The organism is Micromonospora sp. KC213 (genome assembly GCF_004348325.1).
In the GTDB taxonomy this organism is placed as follows: domain Bacteria; phylum Actinomycetota; class Actinomycetes; order Mycobacteriales; family Micromonosporaceae; genus Micromonospora.
Map to the genome: position 1 here is coordinate 1 of NZ_SMKF01000131.1, position 16,976 is coordinate 16,976.

15 protein-coding genes are annotated in these 16,976 nt (G+C 72.0%); 9 read left to right on the forward strand and 6 right to left on the reverse strand.

Annotation, left to right across the window (positions count from 1 at the left end):
• The first annotated feature begins 68 nt into the window (after positions 1–68).
• The 4 genes from E1166_RS22410 to E1166_RS22425 all read left to right on the forward strand — a co-directional run bounded on the left by E1166_RS22410 (position 69) and on the right by E1166_RS22425 (position 3,787).
• Complete coding sequence (locus E1166_RS22410; RefSeq protein WP_132341701.1) at positions 69–557, forward strand: FHA domain-containing protein; 489 nt, start codon at positions 69–71, stop codon at positions 555–557.
• A 158-nt stretch (positions 558–715) separates the two neighbouring features.
• The gene (locus E1166_RS22415; protein WP_132341703.1) at positions 716–2,509 is read left to right on the forward strand and encodes a 3-hydroxybutyryl-CoA dehydrogenase; all 1,794 of its coding nucleotides are present in this window, start codon (positions 716–718) and stop codon (positions 2,507–2,509) included.
• A gap of 84 nt (positions 2,510–2,593) precedes the next feature.
• On the forward strand, positions 2,594–2,920 hold the full coding sequence (locus tag E1166_RS22420) for a hypothetical protein (protein ID WP_132341705.1): 327 nt from the start codon (positions 2,594–2,596) through the stop codon (positions 2,918–2,920).
• A 66-nt stretch (positions 2,921–2,986) separates the two neighbouring features.
• The gene (locus E1166_RS22425) at positions 2,987–3,787 is read left to right on the forward strand and encodes an alpha/beta hydrolase (protein ID WP_132341707.1); all 801 of its coding nucleotides are present in this window, start codon (positions 2,987–2,989) and stop codon (positions 3,785–3,787) included.
• 3 nt (positions 3,788–3,790) lie between these two features.
• Here E1166_RS22425 and E1166_RS22430 read toward each other — a convergent pair whose 3' ends face one another.
• From E1166_RS22430 to mce, 5 genes are all read right to left on the reverse strand, one after another.
• A complete protein-coding gene (locus tag E1166_RS22430) occupies positions 3,791–4,888 on the reverse strand; it encodes an AI-2E family transporter (protein WP_132341723.1) in 1,098 nt (365 codons plus the stop codon).
• Between the two features lie 277 nt (positions 4,889–5,165).
• Positions 5,166–7,298: a hypothetical protein gene (locus E1166_RS22435; RefSeq protein ID WP_132341709.1), complete on the reverse strand. Its 2,133-nt coding sequence runs from the start codon at positions 7,296–7,298 to the stop codon at positions 5,166–5,168.
• A 180-nt stretch (positions 7,299–7,478) separates the two neighbouring features.
• On the reverse strand, positions 7,479–8,744 hold the full coding sequence (locus E1166_RS22440) for a DivIVA domain-containing protein (RefSeq protein ID WP_132341711.1): 1,266 nt from the start codon (positions 8,742–8,744) through the stop codon (positions 7,479–7,481).
• Between the two features lie 277 nt (positions 8,745–9,021).
• Positions 9,022–10,377, reverse strand: a complete 1,356-nt coding sequence (gene ccrA, locus E1166_RS22445) for a crotonyl-CoA carboxylase/reductase (RefSeq protein ID WP_132265059.1) — start codon at positions 10,375–10,377, stop codon at positions 9,022–9,024.
• 370 nt (positions 10,378–10,747) lie between these two features.
• Entirely contained in the window at positions 10,748–11,224 is a 477-nt protein-coding gene (gene mce / locus E1166_RS22450; RefSeq protein ID WP_132341713.1) for a methylmalonyl-CoA epimerase, read from the reverse strand.
• Between the two features lie 62 nt (positions 11,225–11,286).
• On the opposite strand from mce, the gene E1166_RS22455 reads away from it, so the two are divergent.
• Together E1166_RS22455 and meaB are read left to right on the forward strand one after the other, a co-directional pair.
• Positions 11,287–12,486 carry an acetyl-CoA C-acetyltransferase gene (locus E1166_RS22455; RefSeq protein WP_132341715.1) on the forward strand — a complete coding sequence of 400 codons (1,200 nt, stop codon included), beginning with the start codon at positions 11,287–11,289 and terminating at the stop codon, positions 12,484–12,486.
• Positions 12,483–13,487, forward strand: coding sequence for a methylmalonyl Co-A mutase-associated GTPase MeaB (gene meaB / locus E1166_RS22460; RefSeq protein WP_132341717.1), 1,005 nt, complete (start codon positions 12,483–12,485; stop codon positions 13,485–13,487). Before E1166_RS22455 ends, meaB begins: the two co-directional genes overlap by 4 nt.
• Positions 13,488–13,614: 127 nt before the next feature.
• On the opposite strand, the gene E1166_RS22465 is transcribed toward meaB, so the two are convergent.
• Entirely contained in the window at positions 13,615–14,196 is a 582-nt protein-coding gene (locus tag E1166_RS22465; RefSeq protein WP_132270808.1) for a TetR/AcrR family transcriptional regulator, read from the reverse strand.
• 102 nt (positions 14,197–14,298) lie between these two features.
• Here E1166_RS22465 and E1166_RS22470 point away from each other — a divergent pair, with 102 nt between their 5' ends.
• From E1166_RS22470 to E1166_RS22480, 3 genes are all read left to right on the forward strand, one after another.
• Positions 14,299–14,715 (forward strand): VOC family protein, encoded by a 417-nt coding sequence (locus E1166_RS22470; RefSeq protein WP_132341719.1) that lies wholly within the window; start codon positions 14,299–14,301, stop codon positions 14,713–14,715.
• A 52-nt stretch (positions 14,716–14,767) separates the two neighbouring features.
• Complete coding sequence (locus tag E1166_RS22475) at positions 14,768–15,172, forward strand: Asp23/Gls24 family envelope stress response protein (RefSeq protein WP_132341725.1); 405 nt, start codon at positions 14,768–14,770, stop codon at positions 15,170–15,172.
• A gap of 96 nt (positions 15,173–15,268) precedes the next feature.
• Positions 15,269–16,957, forward strand: a complete 1,689-nt coding sequence (locus tag E1166_RS22480; RefSeq protein WP_132341721.1) for a methylmalonyl-CoA mutase family protein — start codon at positions 15,269–15,271, stop codon at positions 16,955–16,957.
• Positions 16,958–16,976 lie beyond the last annotated feature (19 nt).

Consider the following 16,976-nt stretch of genomic DNA (forward strand, 5'->3'; position numbering starts at 1 on the left):
GGGTTGGAGTCGCCGGCTCCGGATGGCAGGCTGGGCCCGGGGCGAGCAGGTGGGGGAGCTGACTGTCCATGGAGGAGAACCCGGAACTGGCGCCGCTGCTGACGGTGATGGGTGGCCCGATGCGTGGGGCGAGCTTCCGGCTGAGTCCACGACCACAGGTGATCGGCCGTGCCCCTGACGTCGAGATCGCGCTGGCCGACCCGCACCTGAGCCGGCGGCACGCCGAGGTGCGGCTGACCGACGCCGGGGCGATCCTGGTCGACCTCGGCTCGACCAACGGGACGTGGCTCGACGACCGTCGGATCGCCGGCCCGGAACTGCTCTCCGACGGTGACGTCATCCGGCTCGGCCGTACCGAACTGCGCCTGTTCGATCCCGGCCTGGCGGCCACCGACCCGGTCGGGCTGCGGTTCGCGATGGGCGGCTGGCCGGTACGCCGCAGCAGTCGACCGACCCTGCCGCTGTTGACGGACGACCTGGCCAACGGTCCCACCGACGTCTGGCCGGGCGGATCCGGTCCCGGATCGTCGCCGGTCGGCGCGGACGTCACGCCGTGACGTCCGCCGCGTTGTCGCTGACCCGGCACCACGGCGGCGGAGCCTGCGTGAAATATCCCACGGCGTCTCGACATCGCATTGCCACGTGGCAGACTCCGGCGCATAACCTTAGCGGCCGTTCAACATGGTAGGCGGCGTCGAACCAGGGGAGGCCGTTCGTGGCGCGCGAGTTCACCAGTGTGGGCGTGGTGGGTCTGGGCACCATGGGTGCCGGCATCGTGGAGGTGTTCGCCCGTAACGGCCTCGACGTGATGGCGGTGGAGATCTCCGAAGCCGCCCTGGAGCGGGGGCGAGCCACCCTCACCGGCTCCACGGACCGGGCCGTCGCCAAGGGCAAGCTCGCCGAGGCCGACCGGGACGCCCTGCTGTCGCGGGTGAACTTCCAGGTCGGTCTGGACGCCCTGCACGCGGTCGACCTGGTCGTCGAGGCGGTCCCCGAGCACCTCGACCTCAAGCAGCGGATCTTCGCCGAGCTGGACCGGGTCTGCAAGCCCGAGGCGATCCTGGCCACCAACACCTCCTCGCTGAGCGTCACCGAGATCTCGGTCGCGACCGCCCGGCCGCACCAGGTGATCGGCATCCACTTCTTCAACCCGGCCCCGGTGATGAAGCTGGTCGAGGTGGTGCGGACGGTGGTCACCTCCGCCGAGGTGGTGGCCGACGTGGAGGCGCTCTGCGCGCGGCTCGGCAAGGTCGACGTCACCATCAGCGACCGGGCGGGCTTCATCGCCAACGCGCTGCTGTTCGGCTACCTCAACCACGCGGTGAGCATGTTCGAGTCGCGGTACGCCACCCGCGAGGACATCGACGCCGCGATGAAGCTCGGCTGCGGCCTGCCGATGGGGCCGCTCGCGCTGATGGACCTGATCGGCCTGGACACCGCGTACGAGATCCTGGACACCATGTACCGGCGCGGCGGTCGGGACCGACGGCACGCCCCGGTGCCCCTGATCAAGCAGATGGTCACCGCCGGGCTGCTCGGCCGCAAGTCCGGCCGAGGCTTCTACACCTACGAGCGGCCGGGCTCCCCGGTGGTCGTACCCGACGAGCAGACGCCGGTGACCACGGAGTCGGCGCCCGCCGACGCGTCACCGGCGGCCGTGACCAAGGTTGGCATCGTCGGCTCCGGGACGATGGCCACCGGCATCATCGAGGTTTTCGCCAAGGCCGGCTACGAGGTCGTCTCGGTGACCCGGGGCGCGGAGAAGTCCGCGAAGGTCTTCGAGGCGGTCAAGACCTCGCTCAACAAGGGCGTGGTACGCGGGAAGCTCAGCGAGGCCGACCGGGAAGCGGCGCTGGGCCGGATCACCTGGTCGGCGTCGCTGGACCACCTGGCCGACGTCGACCTGGTGGTGGAGGCGGTGGTCGAGGAGCTGAGCGTCAAGAAGGCGCTGTTCGCCAGTCTCGACGAGATCTGCAAGCCCGGCGTCGTGCTCGCCACCACCACCTCCTCGCTGCCGGTGATCGACGTGGCGATGGCCACCCAACGCCCGGCGGACGTAATGGGTCTGCACTTCTTCAACCCGGCGCCGATCATGCCGCTGGTCGAGGTGGTGCGGACCATCCGCACCTCACCGGAGACCACCGCCACCGCCAGGGCGGTCTGCGCGGCGATCGGCAAGACCGGCGTGGTCTGCGGTGACCGCTCCGGCTTCATCGTCAACGCGCTGCTCTTCCCGTACCTGAACGACGCGGTGAAGATGCTGGAGGCCAACTACTCCACCGCCGACGACATCGACCACGCGATGAAGCTCGGCTGCGGCTACCCGATGGGTCCGTTCGAACTGCTCGACGTCGTCGGTCTGGACGTCGCGCTGGCCATCCAGCGCGAGCTGTACCTGGAACTACGTGAGCCCGGCTTCGCGCCCGCCCCGCTGCTGGAGCACCTGGTGACCGCCGGCTACCTGGGCCGCAAGACCGGCCGCGGCTTCCGCGACCACACCCGCCGCTGACCCCTCGTCCCGAGTCCGCCGGCCGACGCCCCTCGGGCCCGCCCGGCGGGCCGTCCCGTCGACCGGACCGTACGCTGGGTAACCGTGAGCCCCCGTCGCAACCGTCCCCGTCGGGACGACGCCGCCCACCTGGACACCGACCGGGTACGCCAGGGCGTGCCCACGGTCCAGCAGTGGCGCGACGGCGACTGGCAGGTACGCGGCATCAGCGGCGGCGCGTCCGTCAAGACGTACCGCTGCCCGGGCTGTGACCAGGAGATCCGCCCGGGGGTGGCGCACCTGGTGGCCTGGCCCGCCGACGGCACGGGCGACCTGACCGACCGGCGGCACTGGCACAGCGGCTGCTGGCGGGCCCGGGACCGGCGCGGCCCGAACCTGCTGCGCGGGCGCGGCGTTCCGAGGTACGGCTGAGCGACCTGGGTCACCCGGTTTCGGCCCGGGCGAGCGGCACGGCCGGCTTCGGGCCAGACTGGAGCGGTGAGCACCCCGATCCGCGCGTCGTCGATCCTCCCCGGGCGCCGGGAGGACATCGAGCTGCACACCGCCGACGGCCTACGGCTGGTCGGTGAGTTGGCCCGGCCGGTCGACCGTGCGCCGGTGGCCACCCTGGTCTGCCTGCACCCGCTGCCCACCCACGGCGGGATGATGGACAGCCACGTGCTGCGCAAGGCGGCCTGGCGGCTGCCCGCGCTGGCCGACCTGGCGGTGCTGCGGTTCAACACCCGGGGCACCAGCAGCGTCCGGGGCACCAGCGAGGGGGCGTTCGACGCCGCCGTCGGCGAGCGTTTCGACGTGCACGCCGCGATCGAGTACGCCGAGTTCCACGAGCTGCCGAACATCTGGCTGGTGGGGTGGTCGTTCGGCACCGACCTGGCGCTGAAGTACGGCTGCGACCCGGCGGTGGCCGGAGCGATCCTGCTCTCCCCGCCGCTGCGTTTCTCCACGCCCGAGGAACTGGCCGTCTGGGCCGAGTCGGGCAAGCCACTCACCGCGCTGGTGCCCGAATTCGACGACTACCTGCGCCCCGCCGAGGCCGAGCAGCGGTTCGCCACGGTTCCGCAGGCCGAGGTGGTCGGGGTGCCCGGCGCGAAGCATCTCTGGGTAGGTGACGCCGAGACGGTGCTGGACGAGATCGTCCGGCGGGTCAACCCGGCGGTGCCGCTGCCGCTGCCGACCACTTGGGACGGCCCGATGGAGACCGGCGACGTCAGCGCGTACGCCGACCGCACGGTCGCGTCCTTCGCCGACACCCCGGTGCCCGGTCCGCAGCGCGGCTGAGCGTCACCGGCGTTCCTGCCGGGGCAGCACCACCTCACGCAGGATGAGCTGGAGGGCAGCCACGGTCGGGATGGCGATCAGCGCGCCGACCACCCCGATCAGGGCCACCCCGAGCAGCGCCGCGAGCAGCGCGGCAACCTCGTTGACCTGCACCGACCGGCGCATGATCTTCGGGTAGATGAGGTAGTTCTCCACCTGCTGGTAGAGCACGAAGAAAACCAGCGTGGCGATCCCCTCGGGCAGCCCGGTGGCGAACGCCACCACGCTCACCACCACCGCGCCCAAAGTAGCCCCGATCTGCGGGATCAGGTCGGTCACCGCCACCACCACCGCCAGCGCGAACGGGTACGGCAGCCCGACGATCAGCGCGAAGACGAAGGTCGTCGCACCGGCCAGCACCGCGATGCTCAGCGCCCCCACCATGTACGCCCCGACCTTGGTGAGGATCTCGTCGCCGATCAGGCGTACCCGCTGCCGTCGGGAGCGGGGGACCAGCGCGTACCCGAGGGCACGCAGCCGGTCGAAGTAGGCCAGGAAGTAGATGGTGAGCACCAGCACGGTCAGCCCCCGGAACAGGGTGCCGAAGATCAGCTGGGCACCGCCGAGCACCCCGCCGAGCGCTCGGCCCACGGTGTCGGCGTTGGCCAGTTCCTGGACCCGTTCCATCACGTCGTACCGCTCCACCAGGTCGTTGACGGTGCGGTTGCGGCGCAGTTCCTCGACGTAGCTGGGCAGTTGGTTGATGAACTCCGAGGTCTGGGTGACCACCGGTGGCACGAGCGCCACCACGCCGGCGGCGACCACCAGCAACAGGGTGAGCACGACCACCGCGACGGCCAGGCCGTGCCGCAGCCCCCACGAGCGCAGCCGGTTCACCGCCGGGTTGAGGCCGACGGCGAGGAAGAGCGCGATCACCACCAGTACGAGGATGCCGCCGGCGTTGCGCACCCCCAGCCAGACCGTGTACGCCAGCAGCACGCCGAGGGCGCCGGTGAAACCCACCAGGAAACTGCTGCGGCGCAACGGCCGGCCGGGTTGGCCGAAGCGGCCCGAGCCGGTGGCCAGCGGGCCGGGTGCATCGAACTCCGCCGGGTCGGCCAAGGTGCCGCCCGGGTCCTCCGGCGAGCCGGTACCCCGCGGGCCGCAGCGGTCGGCGGCGTCGGCCGGGTCCGGGGCTGGCCGGCGCGTCGGCTCGTCCGGGGCACCGGCACGTGCCGGTCCGTCCTGTTCCACCGGACCTCCCGGGTCCCGCTCCGGCCGCCAGGGCCGGAGGCTGCCGCTGCGGACCCGTACCCGGGCCCCTGCCCGGCAGGGTAGTGGTGGGTGGAGCGACCCGGCCACCCCGGGTGTCACCGCACGGGCACGGGCGGCGGGCGGGTCACTCCGACTCGACGGTGACGACCTTGCTCGGCTTGGCGCTGCGCTCGTCGGTGGTCGGCTTGGTCGGTCGTTTGCCGTTCTCCCCGGTGCTGGTGATCTTCGTCGGGGTGGGCTCCCGGCCGCCCGTCCCCGGCACCGCCGCGACGGTCGGTTCGCCGTCGACGCCGGCGCTGGCGGTGCCACCTTCCACCGTGGTCACCGGCTCGGCCTTGGGCTTCACCCCGCTGGCCGCCGGCTTGACGGTGAGCGCCCCGTCCGCCGCCGGGGTGGTCGTCGGCCTCGCCCCGTCGGTACCCGCGCCGGTCTCCGGGTCTGCCTTGTCGGCACCCCTGCCTGTCGGCTTCGCCTGGTCGGAGACGGTGGCGACCGTCAGTTTCGCGCCGTCCGGGACCGTGCCGGCCCGGGGCTTCGCGTCGTCGGTGCCGTCCGCGCCAGCGCCGTCCAACGGGGCGGCGGTCAGCTTGCGCAGCTTGAGTTCGGTGAGTTGCCGCTGTACCTCGTCGGACTCCTGCCGCGCCTGCCAGGTCTCCTGCCGCAGGTCGGCGAGCTGCTGCTGGGCCTGGGCGATCTCCAGCATCACCTGGGCGAGCTGCTGGCGGCTCGACGCCGCCTCCTGCTGGGTCGCGGCGAGATGCTGCTGGGTGGTGGCCAGGTGCTGCTGGGTGGTGGCGGCGTACTCCTCGAACTGCCGGCGGGAGGCGGCCACGTGCTCGTCGGCCCTACGCCGCTTGTCGGCGGCCTCCTGCTCGGCCCGCTGGAGCAGCGCGGCGGCCTCCTCCTCGGCCTGGCGGCGCATGGTCAGCGCGTCGGCCTCGGCCGCCCGGCGCAGTTCCACCGCCCCCCGCTCGATCTCGTCGCGCCGGGCCGACCACTCCCGCTCCAGCTCGTCCTGCCGGGCCTGATGCTGCCGCTCCTGCTCGTCCAGCTTGGCCTGGTACCGACTCTCCAGCTCGTCGCGGCGCTTGGCGTACTCCTGCTCGGCGGCGGCGCGGCGCTGGGCCAGCTCCCGATCGGCGGCCTCCCGCCGGGCGTTGACCTCCTGCTCCACCCCGGCCCGCCAGGCGCCCAGCTCCTGCTGCGTCTGGGCCCGGGTCTGCTGGACGTACGCCTCGGTCTCGGTGCGCATCCGGGTCACGTACGCCTCGGTCTCGGCGCGGCTACGCTTGGCCGCCTCGGCGGCCTCCGTGGTGAGCCGGTGCGCCTCCTGCCGGGCTCGGCCACGGGTGCCCTTCGCGGCCTCCTCGGCGTCGTCGACGATCTTCTTGGCCTCCTGGAGCGCCTTGGCGTGGGTGGCCCGGCCGGCCTCCGCCGCCGAGTCGGTGAGCCGCTTGGCCTCCTGCTGCGCCTTGGCGTGCACCTCCTTGGCGGCATCGCGGAGCTGGGTCGCCTCCTGCTGCGCCCGGGCGAGGGCCTCCTGCGCGGCCGTGCGCAGCTTGGTGGCCTCCTGCTGGGCCCGGCTGTGGATCTCCTTGGCGGTGTCGCGTAGTCGGGTCGCCTCCCGCTGGGCCGTGGCCAGGGCATCCTGCGCGGCCGTCCGCAACCGGGTGGACTCCTCCTCGGCGGCTGTCCGCAGCCGGGTGGACTCCTCCTCGGCAGTCGTCCGCAGCCGGGCGGCGTCCTCCTTGGCGGCCTTCACGGCGGCGTCCGCCTCGGCCCGCCGGGCGGCGGTGTGTCGCTCCTCCTCGGCGCGCCGGGCGGCCAGCGCGATCTCGAAGTCCTTGAGCGCCTGGGCGGCCTGTTCGCGGGCCTCGTCGACGATGTGCCGGGCGGCGGCCCGGCGGGCGTCGATCTCCTCGTTGGCGGCGGCCAGAATGGCCTCGGCCTGCTCCTCGGCGAGGGCGAGGATCTGCTCGACGCGGGGACCGAGGTGCTTGAAGGACGCCCGGTCGACCACGGCGGCCTGCTTGCGCAGCTGGGCCAGATCCCGCTGGAGGTGCTCGACCTGACCGGCCAGCTTGTGGATCTGCGTGTACGCCTGTTCCCGCTCGGCGGTCAGGGTCGCGATCTCGTGTTCCGCCCGAGCGACGTACCGGTCGACCTGTCGTTTCTCGTACCCCCGCAGGGCGGACTCGAAGCTGGGCTCCGTGGTCACGTCCCCGCCGAGAGCGAACAGTTCCTCGCCGTGCGACATGTCCCCATCCTCACACGCCTCCGGCCCTGCTGGGGCTATACGGACACCCCGGTTGGGACCTACTTCACTGCCGTTCCCGCAGGTCCGTGCGGGGAGCGGAAAACCGACACGGCGCGGGGCGGCACCGGTCACCCGGTGTCACCCCGCGCCGCGTCATTCATGCCCCGACGGTGCGGTGGATCAGCTGGTGGTCTCCGCGCTCGCCCGCTGCCCGGCGTCGGTCTTGGCCGGCTCGGTCTTGGCCGGCGTGGCGGCCGGCTGCTGCGCCGGGACACCCGGGACGATGCCGGCGAGACCGGAGAGCATCTGGCCGAGCTGGGAGGTGACCGCGTCCTTCTGGCGGGTCAGGTCCTCGACCTCCCGGCGGGCCGCCTGCGTGGTGAGGTCCGCCTCGGTGCGCGCCTCGGTGAGCAACCGGTTGGCCTCGGCCTTGGCCTCGTTGAGGGTCTTCTCGGCGAGGGCCTTCGCCTTGTCGACGGTCTCGTTGGCGGTGCGCTCGGACTCGACCCGGCGGGCCTCGGCCCGCTGCTCGATCTCCTTGGCGCGCTCCTGGGCGGCGCGGGCCCGCTGCTCGGCTTCGCCGACCAGCTTCTGGGTCTGCGCCACCTGGGCGGCGTGCCGCTCCGACTCCTCGCGCTCGGCCTTCTCGCGGCGCTCGGCGAGCTGCAACTCCAACGCCTGGAGGTCCTTGTCCCGCTTGTCGCGGGCGTCGGTGAGCAGCTTGGTCGCCTCGGCCCGCTTCTCCTCGGCTTCCCGGGCGGCCTTGGCCCGCTGCTGGGTGATCTCCCGCTCCGCGGTGGCGCGCAGGGTGGCCACCTCGCGCTCGACCGTGGACTTCAGCTCGGCCACCTCGTGCGCGGTGACCGTACGCAGCTGCTTGGTTTCCCGCTCGGCGTCGGCGCGGAGCGTGTCGGCCTCGCGGCGGGCCTGCACGCGTACCTCGGCGGCCTCCCGCTCGGCGGCGGTGCGAACGTTGCCGGCCTCCCGCTCGGCGCTGGCCTTCATGGCCGCCGCCTCGGCGCGGGCCTTGTCGGTGATCTCCCGCGCCTCGAGGCGGGCCGCGGAGAGGATGCCCTCCGACTCCCGCTTGGCCTCGGCCCGGTGATCGTTGGCCTGCTCCTCGGCCAACCGGAGGATCTGCTCGACCCGGGTGCCCAGACCGGACAGGGTGGGGCGGCTGTTCTCCTCGAGTTGCTTGTTGGTCTCGGCGAGCTTCTGCTCGAGCGCGCTCTGCCGCTGCTCGGCCTGGCGCAGGCGGCGCTGGGCGTCGTTCATCCGCTGCTCGGCCTCGGCCCGGGCCTGCTCCGACTGGGTCAGCGCCGCGGTCATCCGGCCGATGAAGTCGTCGACCTGGTGGGTGTTGTATCCGCGCAGGCCAACGGTGAAATCTGGCTGCGAGTTCGCGTTATCGAAGAACGCGAGAGGGGAGGACTGCTGCTGGGGCATTGGGACATACTCGCAGACTCCCCGGGGGCGTTCGCAAGAGCGGTGCCGAGCTTTCGTGTCCTCATTACCGGATCGTCCGGGACGTGCCCGCGGACGCGCCCAAGTGACGATCTTGGCAGCTCCCGGGCCGGGCCCCCGCGCGACGCGAGGTGAGCGGAAAGGGCCGGGGGACGAGCCCCACGGCCCTTTGTCCACTCTCACTCGAATGGGTGTGCGGACGGTGGTGGAAACGCAAGCGCGGTTCGCCGCAATGGCTCTCCGCCGTCACCCGTACGGCTCAGTGGCCGCGGAACCGGTTGATGGCGCTCTCGTGTCGGGCCCGGGTCTCCCGGTCCCGCACGCCGAGCCCGTCGCGCGGGGCCAGGCAGCGCACGCCGACCTTGCCCTGGTGCGCGTTGCGGTGCACCTCGTACGCCGCCTGCCCGGTCTGCTCCAACGGGTAGGTCCTCGACACCGTCGGGTGGATCTTCCCGAGTGCGATGAGCCGGTTGGCCTCCCACGCCTCGCGGTAGTTGGCGAAGTGGCTTCCGACGATCCGCTTGAGGTGCATCCACAGGTAGCGGTTGTCGTACTGGTGCTGGTAGCCGCTGGTGGAGGCGCAGGTGACGATGGTGCCGCCCTTCTTGGCCACGAAGACGCTGGCGCCGAAGGTCTCCCGGCCGGGGTGCTCGAAGACGATGTCCGGGTCCTCGCCGCCGGTCAGCTCCCGGATCCGTTCGCCGAAGCGGCGCCACTCGTCCTGGTCCTGGGTGTGCTCGTCGGACCAGAACCGGTATCCCTCGGCGGACCGGTCGATGACCAGCTCCGCGCCCATGGACCGGCACAGCTCGGCCTTCTCGGGGGAGGAGACGACGCAGACCGGGATCGCGCCACCGTTGAGCGCCATCTGGGTGGCGTAGCTGCCCAGCCCGCCGGAGGCACCCCAGATCAACACCACGTCGCCCTGCTTCATGTTCGCCCCGTGGTGGCTGACGAGCTGCCGGTAGGCGGTGGAGTTGACCAGGCCCGGGCTGGCCGCCTCCTCCCAGCTGAGGTGGCGTGGCTTCGGCATCAGCTGGTTGGCCTTGACCACGGCCAGCTCGGCGAGGCCGCCGAAGTTGGTCTCGAAGCCCCAGATCCGCTGCTGCGGGTCGAGCATGGTGTCGTCGTGACCGGCGGCGTCCTCCAGCTCCACCGACAGGCAGTGCGCGACGACCTCGTCGCCGGCCTTCCATTTCGTCACGCCGGGTCCGGTGCGCAGCACCACGCCGGCGGCGTCCGAGCCGACCACGTGGTACGGCAGGTCGTGCCGTCGGGTCAGCTCGGAGAGCCGGCCGTAGCGCCGGAGGAACCGGAACGTCGGCAGCGGCTCGAAGATGCTGGTCCAGACCGTGTTGTAGTTGATGGCGCTGGCCATCACCGCGATCAGCGCCTCACCCGGGCCGAGTTGTGGGGTGGGCACCTCCTGCAGGTGCAGTGCCTTGCGCGGGTCCTTGTCCCGGGTGGGCAGCCCGTCGAACATGTCGGTCTCGTCGGCGCGGACGACCATGCCCCGGTAACTGTCCGGTACGGGCAGGTCGGCGAGGCCGGCGAGGTCCCGTTCCGGTCGGGCCGAGCCCTCCGCCGCCATGATCGCTTCGAGGATGTCCTGCACGGTGACCTCCGGTTCGTCCGCACCCGCACGCCGGGCGCGGGCTGCTGCCATCGTCGGCGCCGGGGCGACCGACGGGCCGTGTCGGCCATCGGCACGGCCGGTCCGGTCGCGCTCCGGTGCCGCCGGACGTTACTGAACGGTAGCTAGGGTCGGAAGTCCTCTGTGAAAAACTGCATCGGCCGCTGAGCGAAGGTGTGCGCGGAACGTCGAAACCGCACACGCCCGTACCTTTCGCCCCGCCCGTCCGCGCTCGCCCCGCCCGCTCGCCCCGCTCGTCCGTCGTGCAGAAAGCCGCAGGTCGCGGTGTTCGGCGGGACACCGCGACCTGCGGCGAACGGATGCGACCCGGGTTCCGCGTCCCCGGGGCGGGTCAGTGGTCGGTGGCGGCCGGTTCGACCAGTTCGACCAGGACGCCACCGGCGTCCTTCGGGTGCACGAAGTTGATCCGGGAGCCGGCGGTGCCCCGCCTCGGGGTCTCGTAGAGCAGTCGCATCCCCCGCTCGCGCAGCGCCGCGCAGGCCACGTCGATGTCCGCCACGGTGTACGCCACCTGCTGCACGCCCGGGCCGTTGCGGTCCAGGAACCGGGCGATGGTGGACTCCGGGGTCAGCGGGGCGAGCAGTTGCACGCAGCCGCCCTCGGTGGTCGGCCCGACGGCCAGCATCGCCTCGCGTACGCCCTGCTCGGTGTTGGTCTCGGTGTGCACGCAACGCATGCCGAAGGTCCGCTGGTAGAAATCGATCGCGGCGTCGAGGTCGGCGACGGCGACCCCGACGTGGTCGATGCGGCGTAGGCCGATGTCTGTGACATAGTCGGCAGCGGGCTCGACGGGGGAGTTCTCAGCCATGGCGCTAGTCTGACCGAACAATCGTTAAGGCGTACAGGTCGGCACCCCCTCGGAGGCAGGCAGTGGCTTCGGTGATCGTCAGCGGCGCGCGGACCCCGATGGGCCGCCTGCTCGGCAACCTCAAGGACCTCCCGGCGACGAGGCTCGGCGGCATCGCGATCAAGGCCGCGCTGGAGCGCGCCGGCGTCGCCCCGGACCAGGTGCAGTACGTGATCATGGGCCAGGTGCTCCAGGCCGGCGCCGGCCAGATCCCCGCCCGGCAGGCGGCGGTCGAGGCCGGCGTCCCGATGTCCACCCCGGCGCTGACCATCAACAAGGTCTGCCTCTCCGGCCTCGACGCGATCGCCCTGGCCGACCAGCTGATCCGGGCCGGCGAGTTCGACGTCGTGGTGGCCGGCGGCATGGAGTCGATGACCAACGCCCCGCACCTGCTGCTCGGGCAGCGCTCCGGCTACAAGTACGGCGACGTCACCCTCTCCGACCACATGTCCCTCGACGGGCTCACCGACCCCTGGGACTGCTGCTCGATGGGCGAGTCCACCGAGCGACACGGCGCGAGGCACGGCATCACCCGCGAGGAGCAGGACGCCTTCGCCGCCGCCAGCCACCAGCGGGCCGCCGCCGCCCAGAAGGACGGCCGCTTCGCCGACGAGATCACCCCGGTGCTCATTCCGCAGCGCAAGGGTGAACCGCTGGTGATCAGCGAGGACGAGGGCATCCGGCCGGACACCACGGCCGAGTCGCTGGGCCGGCTCCGCCCGGCGTTCACCCCCGACGGCACCATCACCGCCGGCAGCTCCTCGCCGATCTCCGACGGCGCCGCCGCGGTGGTCGTGATGAGCAAGGCCAAGGCCCAGGAGCTGGGCCTGACCTGGCTGGCCGAGATCGGCGCGCACGGCAACGTGGCCGGCCCGGACAACTCCCTGCACTCGCAGCCCTCGAACGCGATCCTGCACGCCCTGCGTAAGGGTGGGCTGGGCATCGAGGACATCGACCTCGTCGAGATCAACGAGGCGTTCGCCGCGGTTGGCATCCAGTCCACCCGCGATCTCGGTCTCAGCCCGGACAAGGTCAACGTCAACGGTGGCGCGATCGCCCTCGGGCACCCGATCGGCATGTCGGGCGCCCGACTGGTGCTCACCCTGGCGCTGGAGCTGCGGCGCCGAGGCGGCGGCACCGGCGTGGCGGCGCTCTGCGGCGGTGGCGGCCAGGGCGACGCGCTGATCGTCCACGTCCCGAACGGCGCCGAGACCAGCCGGTGAGCGGACCGACCGACGACTCCCCGGCGGCGGCCGGACCGGTGCGCCGCAGCCGGGACGTACCCATGCTGGTGCGGCGGGCCCGCGCGGGCGACCCCCGCGCGGTGGCCCGCCTGATCACCCTGGTCGAGTCCGGTGACGAGGTGCTGCCGCAGGTCGCGGCGGCGCTCGCGCCGTACGCCGGGCAGGCCCAGGTGGTCGGGTTGACCGGCTCTCCCGGAGTGGGCAAGTCGACCACCACCAACGAGCTGGTCCGGGCGCTGCGCACCCGCGGGCACCGGGTCGGGGTGCTGGCCATCGACCCGTCCAGCCCGTTCACCGGCGGAGCGATCCTCGGCGACCGGGTCCGGATGCAGGACCACGCCACCGACCCCGGGGTCTACATCCGGTCCATGTCCAGCCGGGGGCACCTCGGTGGCCTCTCCGCCGCGACGCCGCAGGCGGTGCGGGTACTGGAGGGCGCCGGCTGCGACGTGGTGCTGGTGGAGACCGTCGGTGTGGGGCAGGCCGAGGTGGAGGTGGCCTCCCTCGCCGACACCACGCTGGTGCTGCTCGCCCCCGGTATGGGTGACGCGATCCAGGCGGTCAAGGCGGGGATCCTGGAGATCGCCGACGTCTTCGTGGTCAACAAGGCAGACCGGGACGGCGCCGACGCCACCGTCCGCGACATCCAGGGCATGATCGCCCTCGGTGAGCGCGGGCCGGGCGAGTGGCGGCCGCAGGTGGTGCGGGCGATCGCCGCGCGTGGCGAGGGCATCGACGACATCGCCGCCGCCATCGACAAGCACCGCGACTGGCTGGAGCGCCACGGCGAGCTGCGCCGCCGCCGCGAGGCGCGGGCCGCCGCCGAGATCGAGGCGATCGCGCTCGGCGTGCTCCGCGACCGGATCGGCTCACTGCGCGACGGCACGCAGCTGCCGACGCTCGCCGCCAAGGTGGCCGAGGGAGCCGTCGACCCCTACGCGGCGGCGGGCGAGCTGCTGTCCCAACTCGGCACCGGATGAGTCCACCCCGGTGAGCGCCGCGCCGGTGTGGACACCGCTGGGCTGAGCAGGCCGACGAGGTGGGGGTCCCCGGCCACGCTGTCGGCCTGCGGATCGCGCCCGACGTCCGCCTTGCGATCCGCGGTGGTCAGCGGATGCGGAGCCCTTCCAGCAGGCGGGTGAGTGCGGCGCAGGTCTGCTCCAGCGCGTGCGGACCGGTCGTCGTGGCGAGCCAGAGCGCGGCCTCGTTCATCGCGCCGGAGAGCAGGTGGGCCAGCGGCGTGACCGGCTGCGCCGCGATCGTCCCGTCCGCGATCAGGTCGGCGAGCGCCTCGGTGAGGTGGTGCGCCGAGGCCGCCTCGTCAAGAGCGCGCCAGTCGGCCCAGCCCAGCACCGCCGGCCCGTCGACCAGCATGATCCGCTGAACCTGCGGGTCGGTGCTCGCGGTGAGAAACGCCCGACAGCCGGCCGTCAGGCGCGTCCACGAGTCGTGCTGTGCCTCGGCGGCCGCGACGACCTGCGCGGCGACCTCCTGCTGGACCAGCTCCAGGACCGCCCGGAAGATGTCGGCCTTGCCGGCGAAGTGGTGGTACAGCGCGCCTTTCGTCACGCCGGTGGCGGCGACGATCTGGGCGAGGCCGACCGCCCCGTACCCGTGCGTCGCGAAGAGTCGTCGGCTCTCGCGCACCAGCGCGTGCCGGGTCTGCTCCCGCTGCTCCGCTCTACGCATGTGCCCCTGCCCGTCGCCTGCGGCCCCGCCGCACCGTATTGACATACCGATGGTACGCCAATAGCGTAGCTCGCATGCCATCGGTATGTGAATGGAGCGATCATGCTGTTGACCAGCTTCTACCCGGTGATCTGCACGACCCGGCTGAAGGAGTCACACGCTTTCTACGCCGACTGGTTCGGCTTCGAGACCACCTTCGAGGCGGACTGGTATGTGAGCCTGCGTCACCCGGGGCCGGTGCCGTACGAGCTCGGGCTCCTGGATCACACCCATCCGACGATCCCGGACGGGTACCGCAAGCCGGTGGACGGGTTGCTGCTCAACATCGAGGTGTCCGACGTGGATGCCGAGTGGCGGCGGCTCGTCGTCGAGGGTGGGTTGCGGGCCGAGCTGGACCTGAGGAGTGAGGACTTCGGGCAGCGGCACTTCATTGTGGCGGACCCCAACGGGGTGTTGGTGGACGTCATCACGCCGATCGAACCGACAGGGGAGTATGTCGAGCGGTACATCGACCGCTAGTACGCTCGCACCGCCTCACGCCCGTGGGGCGGGTGACGCGGTGGGGGAGAGCATGAGCGACGAGGCGACGCAGGAACTGCAGGTGACGCCGGACGCGGTGGCGGGCGGGACGACGCACGTCTCCGACGAGGTGGTGGAGAAGATCGCGGTGGCCGCCGCCCGGTCGGTGCCCGGAGTGGTGGAACTCGGCGGGGACGTGGCCCGGTTCTTCAACGCGGTGCTCGACAAGGTCGGTCTGGACCAGGTCGGTGACGCGCGGCGGGGCTGCTCGGCGCACGTCACCAACGGCGCGGCCGTGGTCAACCTGGTGTTGGTGATCTCCGCGGGGCACTCGGTGCCGCAGGTGACCGACGCGGTGCGGGCGGCGGTATCGGCGGCGGTCGAGGCGTACGGGCTGCGGGTCGACGAGATCAACATCCGGGTGGACGACGTGGCGATGGAGGCGCCCCCGGCCTGAGTCGGTTACCGGCGGGTACAAACTTCCTTAGCGATCGTTCAGGGCAGCGTTCTACACTCGGGTCCTCAGTCGAGGACTCGAGAAGGAGCGCCGCGGATGGACGCCGACGAGATCGCCGCCGGACGGGCCCGCTGGCAGGCCCGCTACGACGCCGCGCGCAAGCGGGACGCGGACTTCACCACCCTGTCCGGGATGACCGTCGACCCGGTGTACGGCCCTCCGGAGGGGATGGCGTACCCCGGCTTCGAGCGGATCGGCTGGCCGGGCGAGTACCCGTACACCCGGGGCCTGCACCCCACCGGCTACCGGGGGCGGACCTGGACCATCCGGCAGTTCGCCGGCTTCGGCAACGCCCGGCAGACCAACGAGCGCTACAAGATGATCCTCGGTGCCGGCGGCGGCGGTCTCTCCGTCGCCTTCGACATGCCCACCCTGATGGGTCGCGACTCCGACGACCCGCAGTCGCTCGGCGAGGTCGGGCACTGCGGCGTCGCGGTGGACAGCGCCGCCGACATGGAGGTGCTCTTCGACGGCATCGACCTGGGCGGCGTCACCACCTCGATGACCATCTCCGGCCCGGCCGTGCCGGTCTTCTGCATGTACCTGGTCGCCGCCGAGCGGCAGGGCGTCGATGTGTCCACGCTGGACGGCACGCTGCAGACCGACATCTTCAAGGAGTACATCGCACAGAAGGAGTGGCTGTTCGACCCCGAGCCGCACCTGCGCCTGATCGGCGACCTGATGGAGTACTGCGCCGGCCAGATCCCCCGGTACAAGCCGCTGTCCGTGTCCGGCTACCACATCCGCGAGGCCGGCGCGACCGCCGCGCAGGAGTTGGCGTACACCCTGGCCGACGGCTTCGGGTACGTCGAACTGGGGTTGTCGCGCGGCCTGGACGTGAACGTCTTCGCCCCGGGCCTGAGCTTCTTCTTCGACTCCCACCTGGACTTCTTCGAGGAGATCGCCAAGTTCCGCGCCGCCCGCCGGATCTGGGCCCGCTGGCTGCGCGACGTGTACGGCGCCACCAGCGAGAAGGCCCTGTGGCTGCGGTTCCACACCCAGACCGCCGGGGTGTCGCTGACCGCCCAGCAGCCGGTCAACAACGTGGTACGCACCGCGGTGGAGGCGCTCGCCGCGGTGCTCGGCGGCACGAACTCGCTGCACACCAACGCCCTGGACGAGACCCTCGCGCTGCCCACCGACGAGTCCGCGGAGATCGCCCTGCGTACCCAGCAGGTGCTGATGGAGGAGACCGGGGTGACCAACGTGGCCGACCCGCTCGGCGGCTCCTGGTACGTCGAGGCGCTCACCGACAAGATCGAGGCCGAGGCGGAGGAGATCTTCGCCCGGATCCGCCAGCTCGGCGGCGAGGGGCCGCACCGGATAGGCCCGATGACCTCCGGCATCCTGCGTGGCATCGAGGACGGCTGGTTCACCGGCCACATCGCCGAGTCGGCCTTCGTCTACCAGCAGGCGCTGGAGAAGGGCGACAAGAAGATCGTCGGGGTCAACTGCCACACCCGTACGGTGGCCAAGAACCTGGAGATCCTGCGGATCTCGCACGAGGTGGAGCTGGAGCAGCGCCGGGTGCTGGCCGAGCGCAAGGCCGCCCGCGACGAGGCCGCCGTCACGGCGGCGGTGGCCCGGATGGTCGAGGTCAGCCGTACCGGCGAGAACATGATCCCGGCCATGCTCGACGCGGTGCGCGCCGAGGCCACCCTCGGCGAGATCTGCGACGCCCTGCGCGCCGAGTGGGGCGTCTACCGCGAGCCGGCCCGCTTCTGACCCCACCCCCGACCTGACC